The organism is Rossellomorea sp. NRS-1567 (genome assembly GCF_050467885.1).
GTDB lineage: Bacteria > Bacillota > Bacilli > Bacillales > Bacillaceae_B > Rossellomorea > Rossellomorea aquimaris_C.
Map to the genome: position 1 here is coordinate 53,372 of NZ_JBITPL010000032.1, position 17,441 is coordinate 70,812.

The following is a 17,441-nucleotide window of genomic DNA, read 5'->3' on the forward strand; positions in this document are numbered from 1 at the left end:
ACAGCGTGTGGTGATAAAACCGTTAAGACTCAAAAAAGGGGATACAATAGGAGTCATTGCTCCTGCAAGCCCTCCGAAATCTGAACCATTAAAAAAAGCCTTAACCTTTCTTGAAGAATTAGGTTTGGACATAAAACTGGGGAAATCTGTCCATAAGAAATATGGGTACCTGGCAGGTTATGATCAAGAACGGATAGAAGATATCCATATGATGTTCAGAGACCGTGACGTTAAAGCCATCATTTGTGCTTGCGGCGGTTTCGGTACAGGACGGATCGTATCCCGATTGGATTACAACTTAATAGGGGAAAACCCGAAAATCTTTTGGGGATATAGTGATATCACTTTTTTACATACAGCTATTCATCAACAAACAGGACTCGTTACGTTTCATGGTCCTATGTTAAGTTCAGATATTGGTCTTTCGGATGTACATGCATTAACGAAGAATTCCTTCGAACAGTTGTTTCGTTCGGAAGACATAGAATATACAAACAAACTTTCCATGTTGGAAACGGTTGTAGAAGGCGCAGCAAGTGGACCTGTAATAGGTGGAAACCTTACCTTATTGGTTAGCACATTAGGGACTCCTTTTGAAGTGGATACAAAAGGTAAAATCCTACTTATCGAGGATATCGATGAAGAACCTTATAAAGTGGACCGAATGATGAATCAGCTGAAAATGGCGGGGAAATTCCATGACGCATCCGGAATCATCATCGGGGATTTCAAAAACTGTGTGCCGGAAAAACGCGAAGAATCCCTGACTCTCGATGAGGTGCTCAAAGAACATATTTTAGATGCAGGCAAACCTGCATTAAAAGGATTGCATATCGGTCATTCTTCCCCAAGTATCGCCATACCATTAGGAAGTATGGGACGAATGAATACGTATAACCAAAGATTCATCGTAGAAACTGGCATAAGAGAGGATGAGAATAAGTGAAGATCCATCAACTGGAAACATTCCGAACAGCTGTTCCGTTGCATACACCTTTTAAAACGGCGTTACGCACCGTTGAAGTGGCAGAAGGCATCGTTGTGAAATTAACGTGTGATGACGGGACTGTTGGATGGGGAGAAGCTCCCCCGACAGTCGTGATTACAGGGGACAGCCTATCAAGCATTGAATGGGCCATACAACAAGTGATCAAGCCGGCCATCATAGGGAAGAGTCTCTTAAATTATGAACAGCTTTTTCAACAATTACATTCTCTACTTGTCCGTAATTCAAGCGCAAAGGCTGCTGTAGATATGGCCTTATATGATTGCCTTTCTCAGTATAGCAATCTTCCACTCTATCAATTTCTTGGCGGGTACCGTCATGAGCTGGAGACCGATTATACTGTGAGCGTTAATAGCCCAAAGGAAATGGGTGAGGATGCAGAAGCCTATGTGAAGCAAGGCTTTAACGTACTGAAGGTCAAAGTGGGGAAAGATGATATCGAGACGGATATTAAAAGAATTTATGAGATACGCCAACGAATCGGGTACGATATCAAAATTCGACTGGATGCTAATCAAGGCTGGGAATCGAAAGCGGCTGTCAAAGCGATTCGTAAACTGGAAGACCTTGATCTTAATATTGAATTAGTCGAGCAGCCAGTACCCGCTCATGACATTGAAGGGCTGAAGAGAGTCACTGATGGAGTGGATACACTGATTATGGCAGATGAGAGTGTTTTTACACCATATCAAGCATTTGAGGTGTTAAAAACCCGCAGCGCAGACCTGATCAATATTAAACTCATGAAAGCCGGGGGCATTTATTACGCTCAGAAAATTAACGACCTCGCGGAGGTTTGTGGTGTCGAATGTATGGTAGGGAGCATGATTGAAACCCGCCTCGGGATTACGTCCGCAGCTCATTTTGCAGCAAGCAAGAAGAATGTCACCCGATTTGATTTCGACGCCCCTCTTATGTTGGCAAAAGATATAGTAGTGGGAGGCATTGAATATAACGGTCGAAAGATCACGATGCCCACCCAATCTGGATTAGGGATAGAGAGAGTACTAGTTTAAATAACTACGAGGGGGAATTAATATGATGACAAAAGCGCTAATAGCAGTACCCGTATCAACCGTTTGGACATCCAAGGATTCAGCCCGTGATTTGGATTCACCTGCCGTTTCCAATCCCGTGCAAATCAACGAATGGTTAGATTCTTTGACACATGAAACCCGGTTGGCTCTTTGCGATGAAAACCGCATACAATCACAAGCTTTATTCGGCCAGGAAGTATTGGTGATGGAAGAGGAGGACGGTTGGTCTCATGTGATCATTCCGGACCAGGCTACATCGAAAGACAATCAAGGATACCCTGGTTGGGTCCCCAGCGCTCAACTTTCACTCGGGGAGTTAACTCAAACGGATACATATGCCATAGTCATTAGCAAATTTACGAATTTAATTAATGAAGGGGATGAGGTGGAATTGGCACTCAGTTTCCAAACGATTTTACCCGTTGTGAAAGAGCATGATCATGTTATCGAAGTTGTGACTCCGTTAGGTACACGCTTCTTAAAACAGAAAGATGTGATCATCTCAACCACAAAGGTTAACGATCAAAAGGGTAGTGGCCAAGACATCGTCAATTCCGGAAAAACATTTCTTGATCTTCCTTATTTATGGGGAGGGATGACGAGCTATGGGTTTGATTGCTCAGGCTTCAGCTATACCATGTGCAAGGCAAATGGTTATCTGATTCCCCGAGATGCAAATGACCAGGCAAAAGCTGGAAAAGAAGTAGCACTGGATCAATTAGAGCCTGGTGATCTTTTATTTTTTGCATATGAAGAAGGGAAGGGGAGCATTCATCACGTTGGGATCTATCATGGTGACGGAAAGATGATCCACTCTCCCAATACTGGGAAAACCATTGAAATTCTTTCCCTGAAAGGTACCTACTACGAGAAAGAGCTATGTATGGCAAGACGTTACTGGGAGGAAGCGGAGGAATCACCATGACGAATCACAAACTACTAGAAGTAAAGGAATTAAAAAAATATTTTCAGCTTGAAAAAGGTAAAATCTTAAAGGCAGTGGATCGTATTTCATTTGATATCTATAAAGGTGAGACATTCGGTCTAGTAGGGGAATCGGGTTGTGGGAAGTCGACTACAGGCCGCACCATTATCGGTTTGTATGACAGCACAGATGGGGAAGTCCTGTATGACGGGAAGAATGTTCATACACTCTCTGAAAAAGAAAAGCTATCCTTTTATAGAAGTATGCAGATGATTTTCCAGGATCCGTACGCTTCTCTTAATCCCCGTTCAACGGTACGTGAAATTATTGCAGAACCGATGGAGGCACACAATTTATACCGGGATAAAAAAGAGCAGATGGAACGTATTTATCAGCTGCTGGAAGATGTCGGACTGAATAGGGATCATGCTAATCGTTATCCCCACGAATTCAGTGGCGGACAGCGTCAGCGTATTGGCATAGCACGAGCTCTTGCCCTTAATCCGGATTTCATAATCGCCGATGAACCTATTTCTGCTCTGGATGTTTCCGTTCAAGCTCAAATCGTAAACCTATTGAAAAAGCTTCAAAAAGAAAAGGGTTTGACCTTTTTATTCATTGCTCATGATCTTTCCATGGTCAAGCATATCAGTAACCGCATCGGAGTGATGTATCTGGGACACATGGTTGAATTAACCGAGAGTAAGGAGCTTTATAAAAAACCTCTTCACCCTTATACCCAATCCTTACTTTCAGCTATCCCCATCCCTGATCCCGATGTAGAGGATGAGCGTGAACGTATGATCATTCAAGGGGAAATCCCCAGCCCGATCAATCCACCAAGTGGCTGTGTATTCAGAACACGTTGTCCTGTAGCCATGGAAGCGTGCGCCAGCCTTAAACCTAAATGGAAGGAAGTAGAAGAACAGCACTTTGTTGCTTGTCACTTGTACGACAATGAAATCACCAAGGATCATGACGAAGTAGCGGTCACAAAGTAAAGGATGAATAGTGGATGAATGAAAAATTATTAGAGGGAAAAATTCTGGAAGCTATTGATAAATGTATGGGCAGGGTCAGTGTAGCCATTGACCTGCCATCACGCTCCATCCAAATCAATAATGACACTCCTTTTTCAGCCGCAAGTTTAATCAAGGTTCCGATCTTACTTGAAGGCTTTCGTCAGGCAGAGGAGGGGGAAATCTGCTTAAATGAAACGGTAATGGTCCCTATAGAGGATAGAGTGGGAGGGGCAGGCGTGTTGTCAACACTCTCCGAAAATATGTCGTTGACGGTAAAAGACCTCCTCACACTCATGATCATTGTGTCGGATAACACGGCGACGAATCTCATGATCGACCGTATAGGGGCAGAAGCAATCAATAACCTTTGTAATTCTTTAGAATTAAAACACACTAAGCTTAATCGGAAAATGATGGATTTTCAATCAATGGAACAAGGGTATGACAATTTGACTTCTGCTTCTGATATCATCACCTGCTTGCGGATACTGGACCAGAGCCCACTATTCAGTGAGCAGAGCCGTGAAAGGATGCTATCAATTTTGCATCAGCAGCAATTTGATACCAAGCTACCGGCAAGAATGGACAGGGAAAGAGTCTTTATAGCAAACAAAACAGGGGAATTACCTGGGGTTGAACATGATTGTGCCATTGTTCGGTATGAAGAAAAAACTGCCTACATAGCTGTATTAATTGACGGTCTTGGGGAAAACGAAACTGCGCGAAACACCATCGCGGAAATCGGTAAGCTTCTATATGATTACTTATCTAAACCTGATTTGTAAAATAAGCGGCTTAGCCTGATTTGAATTTCCGCTATACCTCAAAAACCTTTACCATAAGAAAAGCATCCTAAAACTTCTGGATGCTTTTTGACTTTTGCAAATGTATAAGTGCTGTATGAAGACTGGCGAACATCGGAATATGCTTAATTACGATGCCCAGGTTGACCATGGTTTGAGCGATTTGTGGCCTAATGCCTGTTAGGATTGCTTGAATTCCAGCTAATTTAAGCGCAGCTACAACTTTGATGAGTTGATCGGCTACCATTGTATCCACAACCGACACTCCGGACAAATCAATAATCAGATAATGCAGCTCCAATGAAGCTCCCTCTGATAGTGCCCTTTCCATTAAATCCTTCGCACGTCCTGAATTTATATCTCCTATAAGAGGAAGAATGGCAATCGTCTTTGTCACTTTCACAATCGGTATAGAAAGCTCAGAGCTGACCGTTCCTGCAAGGGAATGAGAATAAGAAACCGTAAGGCGATAAATGGCTCGATCCACACCAGAATGAAAAAGAGAAAGAATTTCATAAAACGTTTCTAAGGACAGTTCATTCTCTATTGCATTATTTTTAATTATTTTTCCAATTTCATGCCGAAAGTAATGAAGATCTTCCAGCGCTACTTCAAGTGAAACTTCCAACTGCTTAAATAAAGTAACAGAAGAACATGCCCATCCTTCAATAGATTGTTGAATATCATGAGAACTCAGGGACTGGGCTAAAAGCTCAATCATTTCTCCTCTCCATTTTCGCAGGGGTACATTTACAATATTTAGGTAAGGAGTATTTTCGTTCGTTCTTTCTTGAATCAATTTCACTTTAGAATCTATTATGGTGTGAATGAATTCAAGATACTTGTTTTCGTCATGAATTGCCTTCATCGACATCTGATAACCTCCTACTGGATCAAAACTGCGAGTTTCACAATTATGTAAATATATTTGGAAAAAGGATAGAGGAAACACTGGATATTATGTTATGCTTTTTATAAGGAGTACATAAGCAATGATACTAAATGAGGACGTATAGAGTCTCACGAAGAGATCACTCTACAATAAGAAGATTCACAACATGATGAAGATTAAAGAGTAGGTCATTTAAATACTTTCCTACCATTCTATTATATCGAATAATACCATTTGGGAATGTTTCTGTTTAGCCACCCTCTAATAGAGTTTATACATTGCTTTTCTGCCATTAAGGTTCAGAAAGGGGTACTTAGGATTGAATAAAAGAACTTGGCTTATTAAGTTGAGAAAAATGAAAAAGATGACCCAACAGGAAGTTGCTTCGAAAGCTTTCATTGAAAGGTCCTACTATGCCCAAATCGAGAATGGCATCCGCAAGCCGAGCAGTGAGGTCACTGTCAAGCTGGGTGAAGTATTGGACTTCCACGCATCCAGCTTTAATCTCGAGGAAAATCCATTCTCGATTGCTTTAAAGAATGCACCTGTCGTGCTCGCACATTGTGATACTCAATTACGCTATACCTGGATCTTTAATACTCCTGATCTTATTCCAGACGATCATATTGGAAAAACCGACATAGAGCTTGAAAATAATGAAGGGAATAGGGCATTAATGAAATTGAAAGAGGAAGTATTAGAAGAAAAGACACCCATCAATCGAGTGATCTCGATTCCTTTAAAAACAGGAACGATTTCCTATAATGTATACGCCCACCCCTTGTTAAATGAAGAAGGCACCATTATCGGTGTCGCCACTGCTTCTACTGAAATACATATCTCTAACCCTAAAGATGGTATCAACAAGCATACATAATGAATCGATACAAAAGGCGTGCATCCCAAATGAGGAAACACGCTTTTTTATATCAAATCAAATTTCTTTACATACCATAATGGGGTATAGTATATTGAGAGCGTGGAGGTGGGAAGATGACCACTGAAAAGAATGAAAAAGAACCTGAGATTAACCCATCCGTGATTCAAGAGGAAGAGCGTGTTATGGATCATGCTGCATGCTCAGACGAAGAAGTTCGGAAAAGCCATCATTCTGATAATGTTAAGAAAAAACTTGTAACTCGATTAAATCGGATTGAAGGTCAAATAAGAGGAATTAAAGGCTTGATTGAGCGCGATACGTATTGTGATGATGTCATTACACAAATATCCGCCACTCAATCCGCCCTCAACAGCGTAGCCAAAATTCTATTAGAGGGTCATATGAAAACATGTGTTCTTGATCGGATTCAAGAAGGTGACACAGAAGTATTAGATGAAGTCATGGTTACCATTCAAAAACTTATGAAAAAATAAAGGAGTGTTTACAGATGCAAAAAGAATCGTTAACAGTGGAAGGTATGTCTTGCGGACATTGTGTTAAAGCAATTGAAGGCAGTGTTGGGAAATTAGACGGTGTGAAATCGGTGCAAGTAAGTTTGGAAGACAAGAAAGTAGAAGTTGAATACGATGATTCACAAGTGAAGCTTGATGACATCAAAGAAACAATCGATGATCAGGGATATGATGTCGTGTAAGGATACTGTGCTTTCTCAGCACGGTTTTCTTTTACAATAAAGTATACCCCGTATAGGTATGGAGGGTTGATGAATGGCTCAGCATAAAGAAATCAATATAGAAATAACAGGAATGACTTGCGCTGCTTGTGCGAATCGTATCGAAAAGGGTTTAATTAAAATGGACGGTGTAGAAAAGGCAGCGGTCAACTTCGCTTTGGAGAAAGCAGCAGTAAAATACAATTCGGAAGTAGTGAAGCCAATTGATCTTCAAAAAAGAATCCGGGATCTAGGTTATGACATACAACTCGAAAAAACCGAGTTTGATATTACCGGGATGACCTGTGCTGCTTGTTCTGCAAGAATCGAGAAAGTATTGAATAAGCAGGAGGGAATACAACATGCAACGGTTAACTTGGCATTAGAAAAAGCAACTATTGAGTATGCCCCTGGTACAATCTCGACAGATCAAATCATTAAAAAGGTTGATTCAATTGGCTACGGTGCAACAGTGAAAAATGATGAGAATCAAGAAGAACAAACCGATCATAAACTTCAAGAGATCCAGAAGCAAAAACGTAAATTCATATGGTCGCTTTTATTATCGTTGCCGCTATTGTGGTCAATGGTCAGTCATTTTGAATTTACATCGTTCATCCCATTACCGGATATCTTAATGAACCCTTGGGTGCAAATGTCGTTAGCAACACCTGTACAGTTTATTATCGGAAAACAATTTTACGTAGGTGCTTATAAAGCATTAATAAATAAGAGTGCCAATATGGATGTTTTGGTCGCACTTGGTACATCTGCTGCTTACTTTTACAGTGTGTTTCTTGCCTATCAGTCCATTGGTTCGGGAATGCATATGGTTGAGCTGTATTTTGAAACAAGCGCTATCTTAATCACACTCATTATTCTCGGAAAATTGTTTGAAGCCAAGGCAAAGGGTCGTTCTTCTGAAGCCATAAAGAAGCTTATGGGACTACAGGCTAAAACCGCAACGGTGGAAAGAGATGGAAAGGATGAAGAAATTCCTTTAGAAGACGTTATAACAGGAGACATCGTGTACATCAAACCAGGTGAAAAAGTTCCTGTAGATGGAGAAGTCATCGAAGGTCGTTCAGCACTTGATGAATCGATGATAACAGGAGAAAGCGTTCCGGTGGATAAATCTATAGGTGATACACTGATCGGTGCCACAATGAATAAAAACGGATTCCTTAAAATGAAAGCTACAAAGGTAGGAAAGGATACCGCCCTGGCACAGATTATCAAAGTGGTGGAGGATGCTCAAGGTTCCAAGGCTCCTATTCAACGATTAGCGGATACAATATCAGGTATATTTGTTCCTATTGTTGTAGGAATTGCAGTCCTCACATTTCTTGTCTGGTACATTTGGATTGAACCGGGTAATTTTGCCGAAGCACTTGAAAAACTGATTGCCGTTCTTGTGATTGCCTGTCCATGTGCCCTTGGGTTAGCGACTCCGACTTCGATAATGGCAGGATCGGGACGTGCAGCAGAATTCGGGATTCTCTTTAAAGGCGGAGAACATTTGGAATCGACCCATGGAATTACAACCGTTGTACTCGACAAAACGGGTACTGTTACAAACGGTGAGCCGGTATTAACAGATGTAAAAGTGGAAGCTGGTTTTGATGAAGAGGATTTCCTCGCTTTGGTTGGAGCGGTGGAACGGTCTTCGGAGCATCCACTAGCTGTTTCAATTGTTAAAGGGATTAAAGAAAAAGGGATTCCTTTAAGAGGTAGTGAAGATTTTGATGCTATACCAGGGTATGGTGTAAAAGCAAAAGTAGAAGGTACAGAGGTAGTCATCGGTACCACGAAATTGATGGAACAAGAAGGTGTTCACATCGATTACGTGTTAGAAACCAAACTAGCTCTTGAAACAGAAGGGAAGACGGTTATGCTCGTTGCTATTAATGGGAACTATGCCGGTCTTGTCGCTGTAGCGGACACTATAAAAGATACTTCGAAACAAGCCATTCAACGGTTAAAGGATATGGAGTTAGAAGTCATCATGATCACAGGTGACAATCAGCGAACCGCTGAAGCAATTGCAAAGGAAGCTGGCATTCAACTTGTAATTGCAGAAGTATTGCCTGAAGGAAAAGCAAAGGAAGTTCAAAAACTTCAGAAGGACGGAAAGAAAGTCGCAATGGTCGGGGATGGAATCAATGATGCTCCTGCACTTGCGATGGCGGATATCGGAATGGCGATTGGAACAGGTACGGACGTTGCCATGGAAGCTGCCGATATCACCCTCATTCGCGGTGACTTGAACAGTATCGCCGATGCTATCTTCATGAGTAAGAAAACCATACGTAATATTAAACAAAACCTGTTTTGGGCCCTCGCCTATAACTCACTCGGCATCCCCATTGCCGCAATGGGATTCTTAGCACCATGGCTTGCCGGAGCTGCAATGGCATTTAGTTCTGTGTCCGTTGTCTTGAATGCACTGCGTTTGCAGAGAGTGAAGCTTTAAACTAAAAAGAGATCAAAGGGAATTAAAATCCTTTGATCTCTTTTATTGTTCATAACCTATTGTTTATCGATCCGTTTCCGTGAAATTGATATCAATCAGCTTTTCAGTATCCGACTCAAACTGGATGTCCACAAATACACCAAATTCTTTCCCGCCACGTTTTAACCAAAGCTTAAACTTCTCAGTCGATACTTTCGATCCGTTTTCCTTTCCGATATGAAGATAGTCAACGATCGCCGCATCAGGATATTTCTCTTTAGTCTTTTTCACTGCCAGACTTCCCCATTTCGCATAGGAGGGAATCTCTTGTTGAGCGTGCACGGGTTTCAGGTCAACTAGTGCCGCGTTGGCAATAAAAATCATGCATAGAACAATTGGAATATGTCGTTTCATTTTCAATACCATATCCTTCTTTTTACCTTGTAGGTTTGTCTAGTCTGACTGAAATTATTCTGCATTTTCCATTTAACTTACAATAACAGAAGTAAATGAAATCTTTTTTTTAGTTAGAATATTCTTTACTTACTTACCATAAAATCTTAAACTGTGGGTGAGGAAGAAAATCTTTCCAACTAAATGAAAGGAGGCGATGACGATGATTAAAATCGTCGATGCAATGCAAAAAATCAATAAAGATGAGGTTATATATATTAAAACCTAGCGTAGGAGGACATTATGAAGACTACTGTAGAGCAAGTGAAAATCGTAGAATATCATGAAGGTTTAGCAAAAGGAATCGCGAAAATGTGGAATGAAAGCCGTGAAAACTGGGGTGGAGATTCCGTTGTCACCACTGAACAAGATGTAAAAGATAAGGAAGCTAACTCCACAAATCTCCATCTCTTTTTGGCAATGGTGGGAGATGAAGTGGCAGGCTACTGCGGATTGTCTGAATATCGTGAGGACGAAGGTGCCCTATATATTCCTCTTCTGAATGTGCACCCCAAGTATCAGGGCTTAAAGATCGGCAAACAACTCGTACTGAAAGCGTTAGAGAAGACTGTGGAATTAAAATGGCCAAGACTGGATTTATTTACGTGGGCAGGTAATACAAAAGCCGTACCTCTATACAAAAAATGCGGATTCTTCTGGGAAGAGCGCGATGACACCGTTCATCTGATGAATTTTATTCCGATGGTGCTCCAAATTGACTGGCTGAAGCCGTTTTTTGAGAAGCATGATTGGTATACAACGAGTCAGCGTTTAATTGAAATCAAACCAGATGGCCTGAAAGATCGAGATCATACTTATTATGAATACAAATGGGAAGCAGGAAATGAGTTCGTCCGTATTCAATTTGAACGGACGGGAAGAGGCATTCGCTTAATTGAAACGCAGGATTTTTTAGCGGAAATGAGGCTGCCTGACTTTAAGTTGCTCGAGAAAAAAGAACACTATGTGACTTATCATGTAGAGAATCGCAAAGAGAATCCGGTTGAAATCGCACTAAGAGGAATATCATCTCCTCATGTAAAGCATGAATTCCATGAGACTGTTTTAGTGGGGAAGAACTGGATTGGAGAATTCCCTGTCAGTGTCGACATGCCAACTAGTCAACCAAGTCCCTGGAAGACTCACCCGACTGTCGGGGTGACAGTTGAGGTGGACGGTCATTCAATCCCATTTGCACTAGGGGTGTTTCCTAAACAAGCGGGGAAGCTTCATTTAAGATCAGTGAAAAAGAATTGGAAATCCCATGGTAAAGGAATGCTCTATCTTGATTTGGAAAGCCAATTAGAAGAAGAAACTACCTGGACGATCAAACTGCCTGTAAATAAAGTAGTAAAGTGGGAAACTTCAGAAGTGACAGCAAAAATCGAGGGGAAAAAGAGAGTTTCGATTCCACTTCCGATCCAGCTATTGAAAAATGGCTTTTTGTCACAAGAGGTGAATGTAGAGGTTGAACGGAAAAACGGGGACGTGACTCCTTTTTCCACTAGACTGTCATTGGCTCTACCGGGATTTGGGGCGAAATTTGGTGGCGAGACAGAAGAGCATTGGATCGGGTTTAACGGTCCCCACTACGTAGAGATTGAAAAACGAAACCATATCGTCAAAGTGGGCTCTATCCATTCAATCCAAGATCCGATAACTTTCTTCACTCCAAAATTCGGAAAACCCTATAGTGAGGAATTTTCTAAGAAAGAAGCATCTTCTGTAGAATATATTGAGCTTCCTGAAGCTTACGTGATGAAAACATCACTAAAGTCGGATGCATTTTCCTCCATGCTTCTGAACACTTATTTTAAGATTTACGGTGATGGCTTAGTGGAAATCAAACATGAAGTCGTGAATGCCGGAAAAGATGACAGGAAGCATCTTTCCCTAATTCAGCCTGTCTTTATTAACTTTGAAGGAATGGCTATCCCACAAAGGAATGGAGTCTTAATCGGGAATGAGTCACTGGTTCCTTTTATGGAGTATATTAATGATAAAGATATGGCTGAACGTTGGATTTTCACACGGTCTTCAATTGGAGATACCATCGGTCTTTCTTGGCCAGAAGAAGCTCTTGGAAGAAAAGATGATTGGCGAATGGCTCTTGAATATGAGATCGACCTGTTGCAATCCCAGGAAGAAATGTGCTTAGGTCCCATCCAGGTCGGGGTCAATACTTCCAACCATTGGTCTAAGTGGCGGGAGTTGGTGTTGGGTGATGAAGGGAACATGAAAGAGCTGCCCCTGTACACTCTGGATAAAACAGGAGGAGATATTATTTCTTCTATTGGTGAAAGGGAAGACTATTCATTCCAATCCATGCTTACTCCTTATATTCATGGTAAATTAACCGTTCATTCAGAAAATGAAACGTTCGTTAAAGAAGTGGATAAAGCTGAGTCAGTAACCCGTTTGAATCTTGGACTAGAGTATTCTTCACCAGGGGTCAAATGGATAGAAGGGGAATTCGAGTCTAAGAGTCACTTCGGAAAAGTAGAAGTTATGCAACTTGTTAAGGGTAAGAGGGAAGTGAAGGTTGAGAGGAACGAAGATGTCTGGTCTGTAGATAATGGAGTCATTTCGTTTAAAGCGTCATCTGCGTATTATCCTGGTATCTATTCCTTATCGATTGACGGGAAGGAAACGTTGGATCATCAATATCCAAACCCGGGTCCACGGGCATGGTGGAATCCGTGGGGGGGAGGTATCAGATACTCTTTCCAATCCGTTAGTTCCTATTCAATGTTGAAAGAGAAAACGGCCATCGGATCTGTAACAAAGTTGGATCAACACGGTCATCAGTGGGCAGGGATTTGTTTGACAACAGAATTTAAGGAGCATGAAAAGATGAAGGGGATTGTTCTTCGTCAATATGCGTTAACACTTCCAGAAGTCCCGGTCCTGGCTGTATACGCAGAGATTCAGCAGGATTCAGGAAGAACGTATACGAACGAATTAGTGGATGTGGAGGCTTTCTTCAAGGCTGGTGAAACGTTAACATCCAGTTTCGTTAATCTCCCAACAAAAGGTATGGTCCATAAATACTATGCAGGTCTTGAAGAATTTGTATTGAGAGATACACCATTTATTACGGTTGGATCGGATGATCACCCAGAATCTGTGACATTTGTTCACCCAAGTACCAGAAAACGGTCAGAAGCATACTTAAATCAAGATGTTCTTCAAGTAGCATCAACAAACGAGTGGTCTGCAGCAACGGGAGAAACCATCGTAATTGAACCAACCATTCTATTCCATGGTGAAACTCGATCCGCACAAGCAATCAAGCCACTACAAAACATTCGATTCACCTAAAAACCCCGCGAACCTGCCTCTGCCGTAGGTTCGTGTTTTTAATTGGGAGGGACGGACCTCCAATTGCGCCAAATTGAGAGATTTGGTCTGTTGGAGGTCCGTCCCCAACTGTTAAGCCATACTATTGATCTTGCTTGATATTCTTTTCACCCTTATGGTTGGTATCCTCATCCTCCATCAATCCACTGACCGCATGTTTAAATTCTCTCAAAGAAACACCGGCAGCTTTTCCGAGCTCTGGAAGTTTGCTTGGCCCAAAGAATAGGAGTGCTACGAACAAGATAATCGCTATTTCACCGAAACCCAGATTCATTTTTATTTCCTCGCTTTATTATAGAAGTAGTTTCAGTACGTAACTTTGCTTTAATTTACTTCAAATCTAATATTTCAACAATTTCTTTCCACTTAATCATCATATCCCAAGAGAATCGAGGGATGGATGAGATGATGCTATTTCCACTCATTTCTCCAGATAACAGTATCGTTCCAACAAAGCTTAGAAGGAATAGAGAACAGAAGACATAACAAGCAATAGATTCCTTACGATATTCATAATTTCTCATATGAATGCACCTCAGTTTAATTTAATTTTCAATAACCAATGTTTATTTTAAATAGGCACTGCAAAAAAACTCTTAACTGCAAAGAGAAAAAAGGGTTTACGATCACATGTTTTTTATGAGTGTAAGGAATCAGAGGTAATTTGAATGGGACATGACGACTTCAAGGAATCCCAATGAATCTGGAAAAATCTCAGTACTAAATAGACATCCAGCCAAAGGGATTAATTTGAAGTGTAATGTTGGAAGAATGGAAGTTTTATTAGAAGCCATACCATCTTGTTTCTGAACCAGTGAAGGGACCACGTCGAGAATCATGTCTGCATCGGTTAAAAACACATGGTCAGAAATAGTAGCTACATCATCAAAACTTAAGAATACCGGGCTTTGATTCTGTTGTTGAACAGGAACTGTCCCTAACACCATGCTCAATACCATCAATAACAACAATCTCATCACAGTCACTCCACCTCCCAAGACAATATTAAAACTAATTATAGCTTAATTTCCCCCAGTGTCTATAACATATTAAGAGGGACGGACCTATAAAGGAAGGGACACTGAGCGTGATTTTTATCTTTTTGAGGTCCGTCCCTCTAAGTTTACTCAGAGTTTAACTTTTGTTTTTACGGGTATAGGAAATTGAATATGTATATTTATGGAAGGTGAATAGCGATGGAAGAGAAGGCTGTTCATTTTTATGAGTCCAAGAAAAGGTTAAGTTTGTTAGCGGTTGGTTGTATATTATTTGTCCTTGTGTGTTTGTATTTATCGTTTGAATTCTTCTTTGTTGATGTTAACTACTTTATGGGGATCGTTGGTGCGTTAGGAGGATTGTTTTTTCTCTTTTGCTTGATTCAGATTTTTAAGAAGCTTTCCTATAATGTGCCTCATGTAAGCCTGACGCAGGAATATCTTATTTTAAATGTGTTACCCGAGCATCCCGTTCACATCAGCTGGGAAGATATTGAAAGCTATATTCCCTATGAGATATACCGGAATGCTTTTATCGGGCTCATTCTGTCCAATGAAGAGAAATACCGTGAGAAAATGCCGGATAAGCTAAAACGCATGTCTAAAATCAATGTGAAAATGGGGTATCCACAATACAATATTGTAAAAGGCAATCTTAAAGAGCCCCAACAATTGCTTGATGAATTAAACCTTCGTATCCCTCACACAAAATTGGTTTCTGGAGGAAAAGGTGTTTCTCCTTCGAATCCATTATGAAATGAATATTTCGTTAAAAAAGGTGAGCATCAATTGCCCACCTTTTCAACATTTCACTATTAATATACTTTATCACCATTAAAGATTGAATTTTTCACCACTACATAATCCACAGTTCGGATTGCTTCAAGTTTTGTTCCACCAGCATAGGAGATAGAGGATTGAAGGTCTTGTTCCATTTCGGTCAACGTATGTTCCAGTGACCCTTTATGTTCAACAAACATTTTTTTACCTTCAACATTTTTCTTTTCGCCTTTTTGGAACTCTGAAGCTGAACCAAAGTATTCTTTGAAGAGCTTGCCGTCTTTTTCGATTGTATCCCCTGGAGACTCTTCATGGCCTGCAAATAGGGAGCCGATCATCACCATGGACGCACCGAAACGAATGGATTTTGCTATATCACCGTGGGTACGGATACCACCATCAGCGATGATTGGTTTTGTAGCGGCTTTTGCACACCAGCGTAGTGCAGCCAGCTGCCAGCCACCTGTACCAAATCCGGTTTTGATTTTCGTAATACAAACTTTCCCTGGTCCGATTCCCACTTTTGTAGCATCAGCACCAGCATGCTCCAATTCTCTTACAGCTTCTGGAGTACCAACGTTCCCGGCAATCACAAAGCTCTCAGGTACGTGTATTTTTATGTGTTGAATCATGCTGATTACCGCATTGGAATGACCATGTGCAATATCGATTGTTATAAATTCCGGTGTCAGCTTTTCTTCAGCTAATTGCTCTATAAATGCATACTCTTCATCCTTAACACCTACAGAAATAGAAGAAATCAGGCCGCGGGACTTCATATCTTTAATGAAAGAAATTCGTTTTTCAGGCTCGAAGCGATGCATGATATAGAAATAATTGTTTTCAGCTAAATATACAGCGATTTTTTCATCAATAATGGTTTGCATATTGGCAGGTACCACAGGTAACTTAAATGTATGTCCACCCAGGGTCACACCCGTATCACATTCAGAACGACTGTTAACCACACATTTTGCAGGAATTAATTGAATATCTTCGTAATCAAATACATTTTCCATTATTACACCCCTAAACACGAATATTAAAGTTTATTTATTTTATAAATGTTCGTCCATAAGGTAATTTACATCATTTTCTTATCGATGTCAAAGATTTTTGTCGTTTTAAAAGAAACGACTTTAGATTTCAGCACACATTCTTGATTCAACAAATAATTAAGCGTTTGCAAATATGAGTATATGAACCCACTGAGAGAGAGACTATGTTACAGTAAAGGAAGTAAGGCTTATGAACAATCCGTACAATAGGAAAGGTGGTTAAGCCATGTACTGGGTAATCGCTCTATTCGATGAAAAGACTGAAGAGTTGATACAAGAAATATGGAAGGAACTAACCGTTAAAGATATTTCTTACTATGAGGAAGAAATCAACGATGCACGTCCCCATATCACAATTGGAAGTTATAACGAATTAGATAAGCAAAAATACATAAAAGCATTAGAGGAGTATTATGAACATAAAAAACCGATCGATATCACCTTTAACACCGTAGGTTCATTTCTAAACTTCGGAACTCTATTTTTCTCCCCGACCATCACAAGAGAATTACTAAACTTTCATTCGGATCATCATGATTTCTTTCACGACTTCAATGAATCAGCTAATCCACTCTATCTTCCTGACAAATGGATTCCACACTGCACTTTAGCCAATAAGCTTTCTCCCGAAAAATTATCTCAGGGATTTAAGCATTGTTTAGAAAGAGGAGACACCATTAAAGCGAAGATAACTGGTATTGCTTTAATAGAATTAGTTGATGATTCAAAGGATTGCATAGACGCTCCGATCGTTTATTCAAAATCATTATTGGAGTAAACTGCAGCATCTGCAGAGGTGATTTTTGTTTGAATATCAGGGAATAGAGACTTTCTGAAGGGATACACCAACAAAGAGGTTGGGACAAAACTAAAAAACAACGATATAAGGACGAACAATAGAAGTGTAGGTTCTTAATACCGCTAATGATTTCCGTGCAAGACTACGCTTTCCGCGGGTAGCTCGTGAGCCTCCTCGGCAAGCCTGCGGGGTCTCACATAAGCTACTTCTCCCGCAGGAGTCTTCGTCTTGCAATCCAACCAACCG

The 17,441-nt window shown here is 40.7% G+C and carries 18 protein-coding genes; 12 read left to right on the forward strand and 6 right to left on the reverse strand.

Annotated features, from left to right (window positions below; translation table 11 throughout):
• Positions 1-7 precede the first annotated feature (7 nt).
• Genes ACIFOD_RS21900 through ACIFOD_RS21920 form a run of 5 tightly spaced genes read left to right on the forward strand, consistent with a single transcriptional unit; the run spans position 8 to position 4,775 of the window.
• Positions 8-946 (forward strand): S66 peptidase family protein, encoded by a 939-nt coding sequence (locus ACIFOD_RS21900; protein ID WP_430316264.1) that lies wholly within the window; start codon positions 8-10, stop codon positions 944-946.
• Positions 943-2,022, forward strand: coding sequence for a dipeptide epimerase (locus tag ACIFOD_RS21905; RefSeq protein ID WP_430316265.1), 1,080 nt, complete (start codon positions 943-945; stop codon positions 2,020-2,022). The genes ACIFOD_RS21900 and ACIFOD_RS21905 overlap by 4 nt, the downstream gene beginning before the upstream one ends.
• A 25-nt stretch (positions 2,023-2,047) precedes the next feature.
• Positions 2,048-2,968 carry an NlpC/P60 family protein gene (locus ACIFOD_RS21910; protein WP_430316266.1) on the forward strand — a complete coding sequence of 307 codons (921 nt, stop codon included), beginning with the start codon at positions 2,048-2,050 and terminating at the stop codon, positions 2,966-2,968.
• A complete protein-coding gene (locus ACIFOD_RS21915) occupies positions 2,965-3,969 on the forward strand; it encodes an ABC transporter ATP-binding protein (RefSeq protein ID WP_430316267.1) in 1,005 nt (334 codons plus the stop codon). The genes ACIFOD_RS21910 and ACIFOD_RS21915 overlap by 4 nt, the downstream gene beginning before the upstream one ends.
• Positions 3,970-3,983: 14 nt before the next feature.
• Positions 3,984-4,775 carry a serine hydrolase gene (locus ACIFOD_RS21920; RefSeq protein ID WP_430316268.1) on the forward strand — a complete coding sequence of 264 codons (792 nt, stop codon included), beginning with the start codon at positions 3,984-3,986 and terminating at the stop codon, positions 4,773-4,775.
• 67 nt (positions 4,776-4,842) lie between these two features.
• Here ACIFOD_RS21920 and ACIFOD_RS21925 read toward each other — a convergent pair whose 3' ends face one another.
• Positions 4,843-5,667 (reverse strand): STAS domain-containing protein, encoded by an 825-nt coding sequence (locus tag ACIFOD_RS21925; protein WP_430316269.1) that lies wholly within the window; start codon positions 5,665-5,667, stop codon positions 4,843-4,845.
• Between the two features lie 337 nt (positions 5,668-6,004).
• Here ACIFOD_RS21925 and ACIFOD_RS21930 point away from each other — a divergent pair, with 337 nt between their 5' ends.
• From ACIFOD_RS21930 to ACIFOD_RS21945, 4 genes are all read left to right on the forward strand, one after another.
• Complete coding sequence (locus ACIFOD_RS21930) at positions 6,005-6,562, forward strand: helix-turn-helix domain-containing protein (protein ID WP_430316270.1); 558 nt, start codon at positions 6,005-6,007, stop codon at positions 6,560-6,562.
• A gap of 185 nt (positions 6,563-6,747) precedes the next feature.
• The gene (locus tag ACIFOD_RS21935) at positions 6,748-7,059 is read left to right on the forward strand and encodes a metal-sensitive transcriptional regulator (RefSeq protein ID WP_430316278.1); all 312 of its coding nucleotides are present in this window, start codon (positions 6,748-6,750) and stop codon (positions 7,057-7,059) included.
• Between the two features lie 14 nt (positions 7,060-7,073).
• On the forward strand, positions 7,074-7,280 hold the full coding sequence (gene copZ, locus ACIFOD_RS21940; RefSeq protein ID WP_113967784.1) for a copper chaperone CopZ: 207 nt from the start codon (positions 7,074-7,076) through the stop codon (positions 7,278-7,280).
• Between the two features lie 73 nt (positions 7,281-7,353).
• Positions 7,354-9,771: a heavy metal translocating P-type ATPase gene (locus ACIFOD_RS21945; protein ID WP_430316271.1), complete on the forward strand. Its 2,418-nt coding sequence runs from the start codon at positions 7,354-7,356 to the stop codon at positions 9,769-9,771.
• Between the two features lie 63 nt (positions 9,772-9,834).
• Here the strand turns inward: ACIFOD_RS21945 and ACIFOD_RS21950 are convergent, their stop codons facing one another.
• Positions 9,835-10,176, reverse strand: coding sequence for a YqzG/YhdC family protein (locus ACIFOD_RS21950; RefSeq protein ID WP_397551425.1), 342 nt, complete (start codon positions 10,174-10,176; stop codon positions 9,835-9,837).
• A 270-nt stretch (positions 10,177-10,446) separates the two neighbouring features.
• On the opposite strand from ACIFOD_RS21950, the gene ACIFOD_RS21955 reads away from it, so the two are divergent.
• On the forward strand, positions 10,447-13,524 hold the full coding sequence (locus ACIFOD_RS21955; protein ID WP_430316272.1) for a GNAT family N-acetyltransferase: 3,078 nt from the start codon (positions 10,447-10,449) through the stop codon (positions 13,522-13,524).
• Between the two features lie 121 nt (positions 13,525-13,645).
• On the opposite strand, the gene ACIFOD_RS21960 is transcribed toward ACIFOD_RS21955, so the two are convergent.
• The 3 genes from ACIFOD_RS21960 to ACIFOD_RS21970 all read right to left on the reverse strand — a co-directional run bounded on the left by ACIFOD_RS21960 (position 13,646) and on the right by ACIFOD_RS21970 (position 14,543).
• On the reverse strand, positions 13,646-13,837 hold the full coding sequence (locus tag ACIFOD_RS21960; RefSeq protein ID WP_430316273.1) for a twin-arginine translocase TatA/TatE family subunit: 192 nt from the start codon (positions 13,835-13,837) through the stop codon (positions 13,646-13,648).
• A gap of 55 nt (positions 13,838-13,892) precedes the next feature.
• Complete coding sequence (locus tag ACIFOD_RS21965; protein WP_397551420.1) at positions 13,893-14,087, reverse strand: hypothetical protein; 195 nt, start codon at positions 14,085-14,087, stop codon at positions 13,893-13,895.
• 129 nt (positions 14,088-14,216) lie between these two features.
• Entirely contained in the window at positions 14,217-14,543 is a 327-nt protein-coding gene (locus ACIFOD_RS21970; RefSeq protein ID WP_430316274.1) for a hypothetical protein, read from the reverse strand.
• A 216-nt stretch (positions 14,544-14,759) separates the two neighbouring features.
• Between ACIFOD_RS21970 and ACIFOD_RS21975 the strand changes: the two genes are divergently transcribed.
• A complete protein-coding gene (locus tag ACIFOD_RS21975) occupies positions 14,760-15,314 on the forward strand; it encodes an STM3941 family protein (protein ID WP_430316275.1) in 555 nt (184 codons plus the stop codon).
• A 59-nt stretch (positions 15,315-15,373) separates the two neighbouring features.
• Here ACIFOD_RS21975 and guaC read toward each other — a convergent pair whose 3' ends face one another.
• On the reverse strand, positions 15,374-16,357 hold the full coding sequence (gene guaC, locus ACIFOD_RS21980) for a GMP reductase (protein ID WP_430316276.1): 984 nt from the start codon (positions 16,355-16,357) through the stop codon (positions 15,374-15,376).
• A 265-nt stretch (positions 16,358-16,622) separates the two neighbouring features.
• On the opposite strand from guaC, the gene ACIFOD_RS21985 reads away from it, so the two are divergent.
• Entirely contained in the window at positions 16,623-17,174 is a 552-nt protein-coding gene (locus tag ACIFOD_RS21985) for a 2'-5' RNA ligase family protein (protein ID WP_397551416.1), read from the forward strand.
• Positions 17,175-17,441 lie beyond the last annotated feature (267 nt).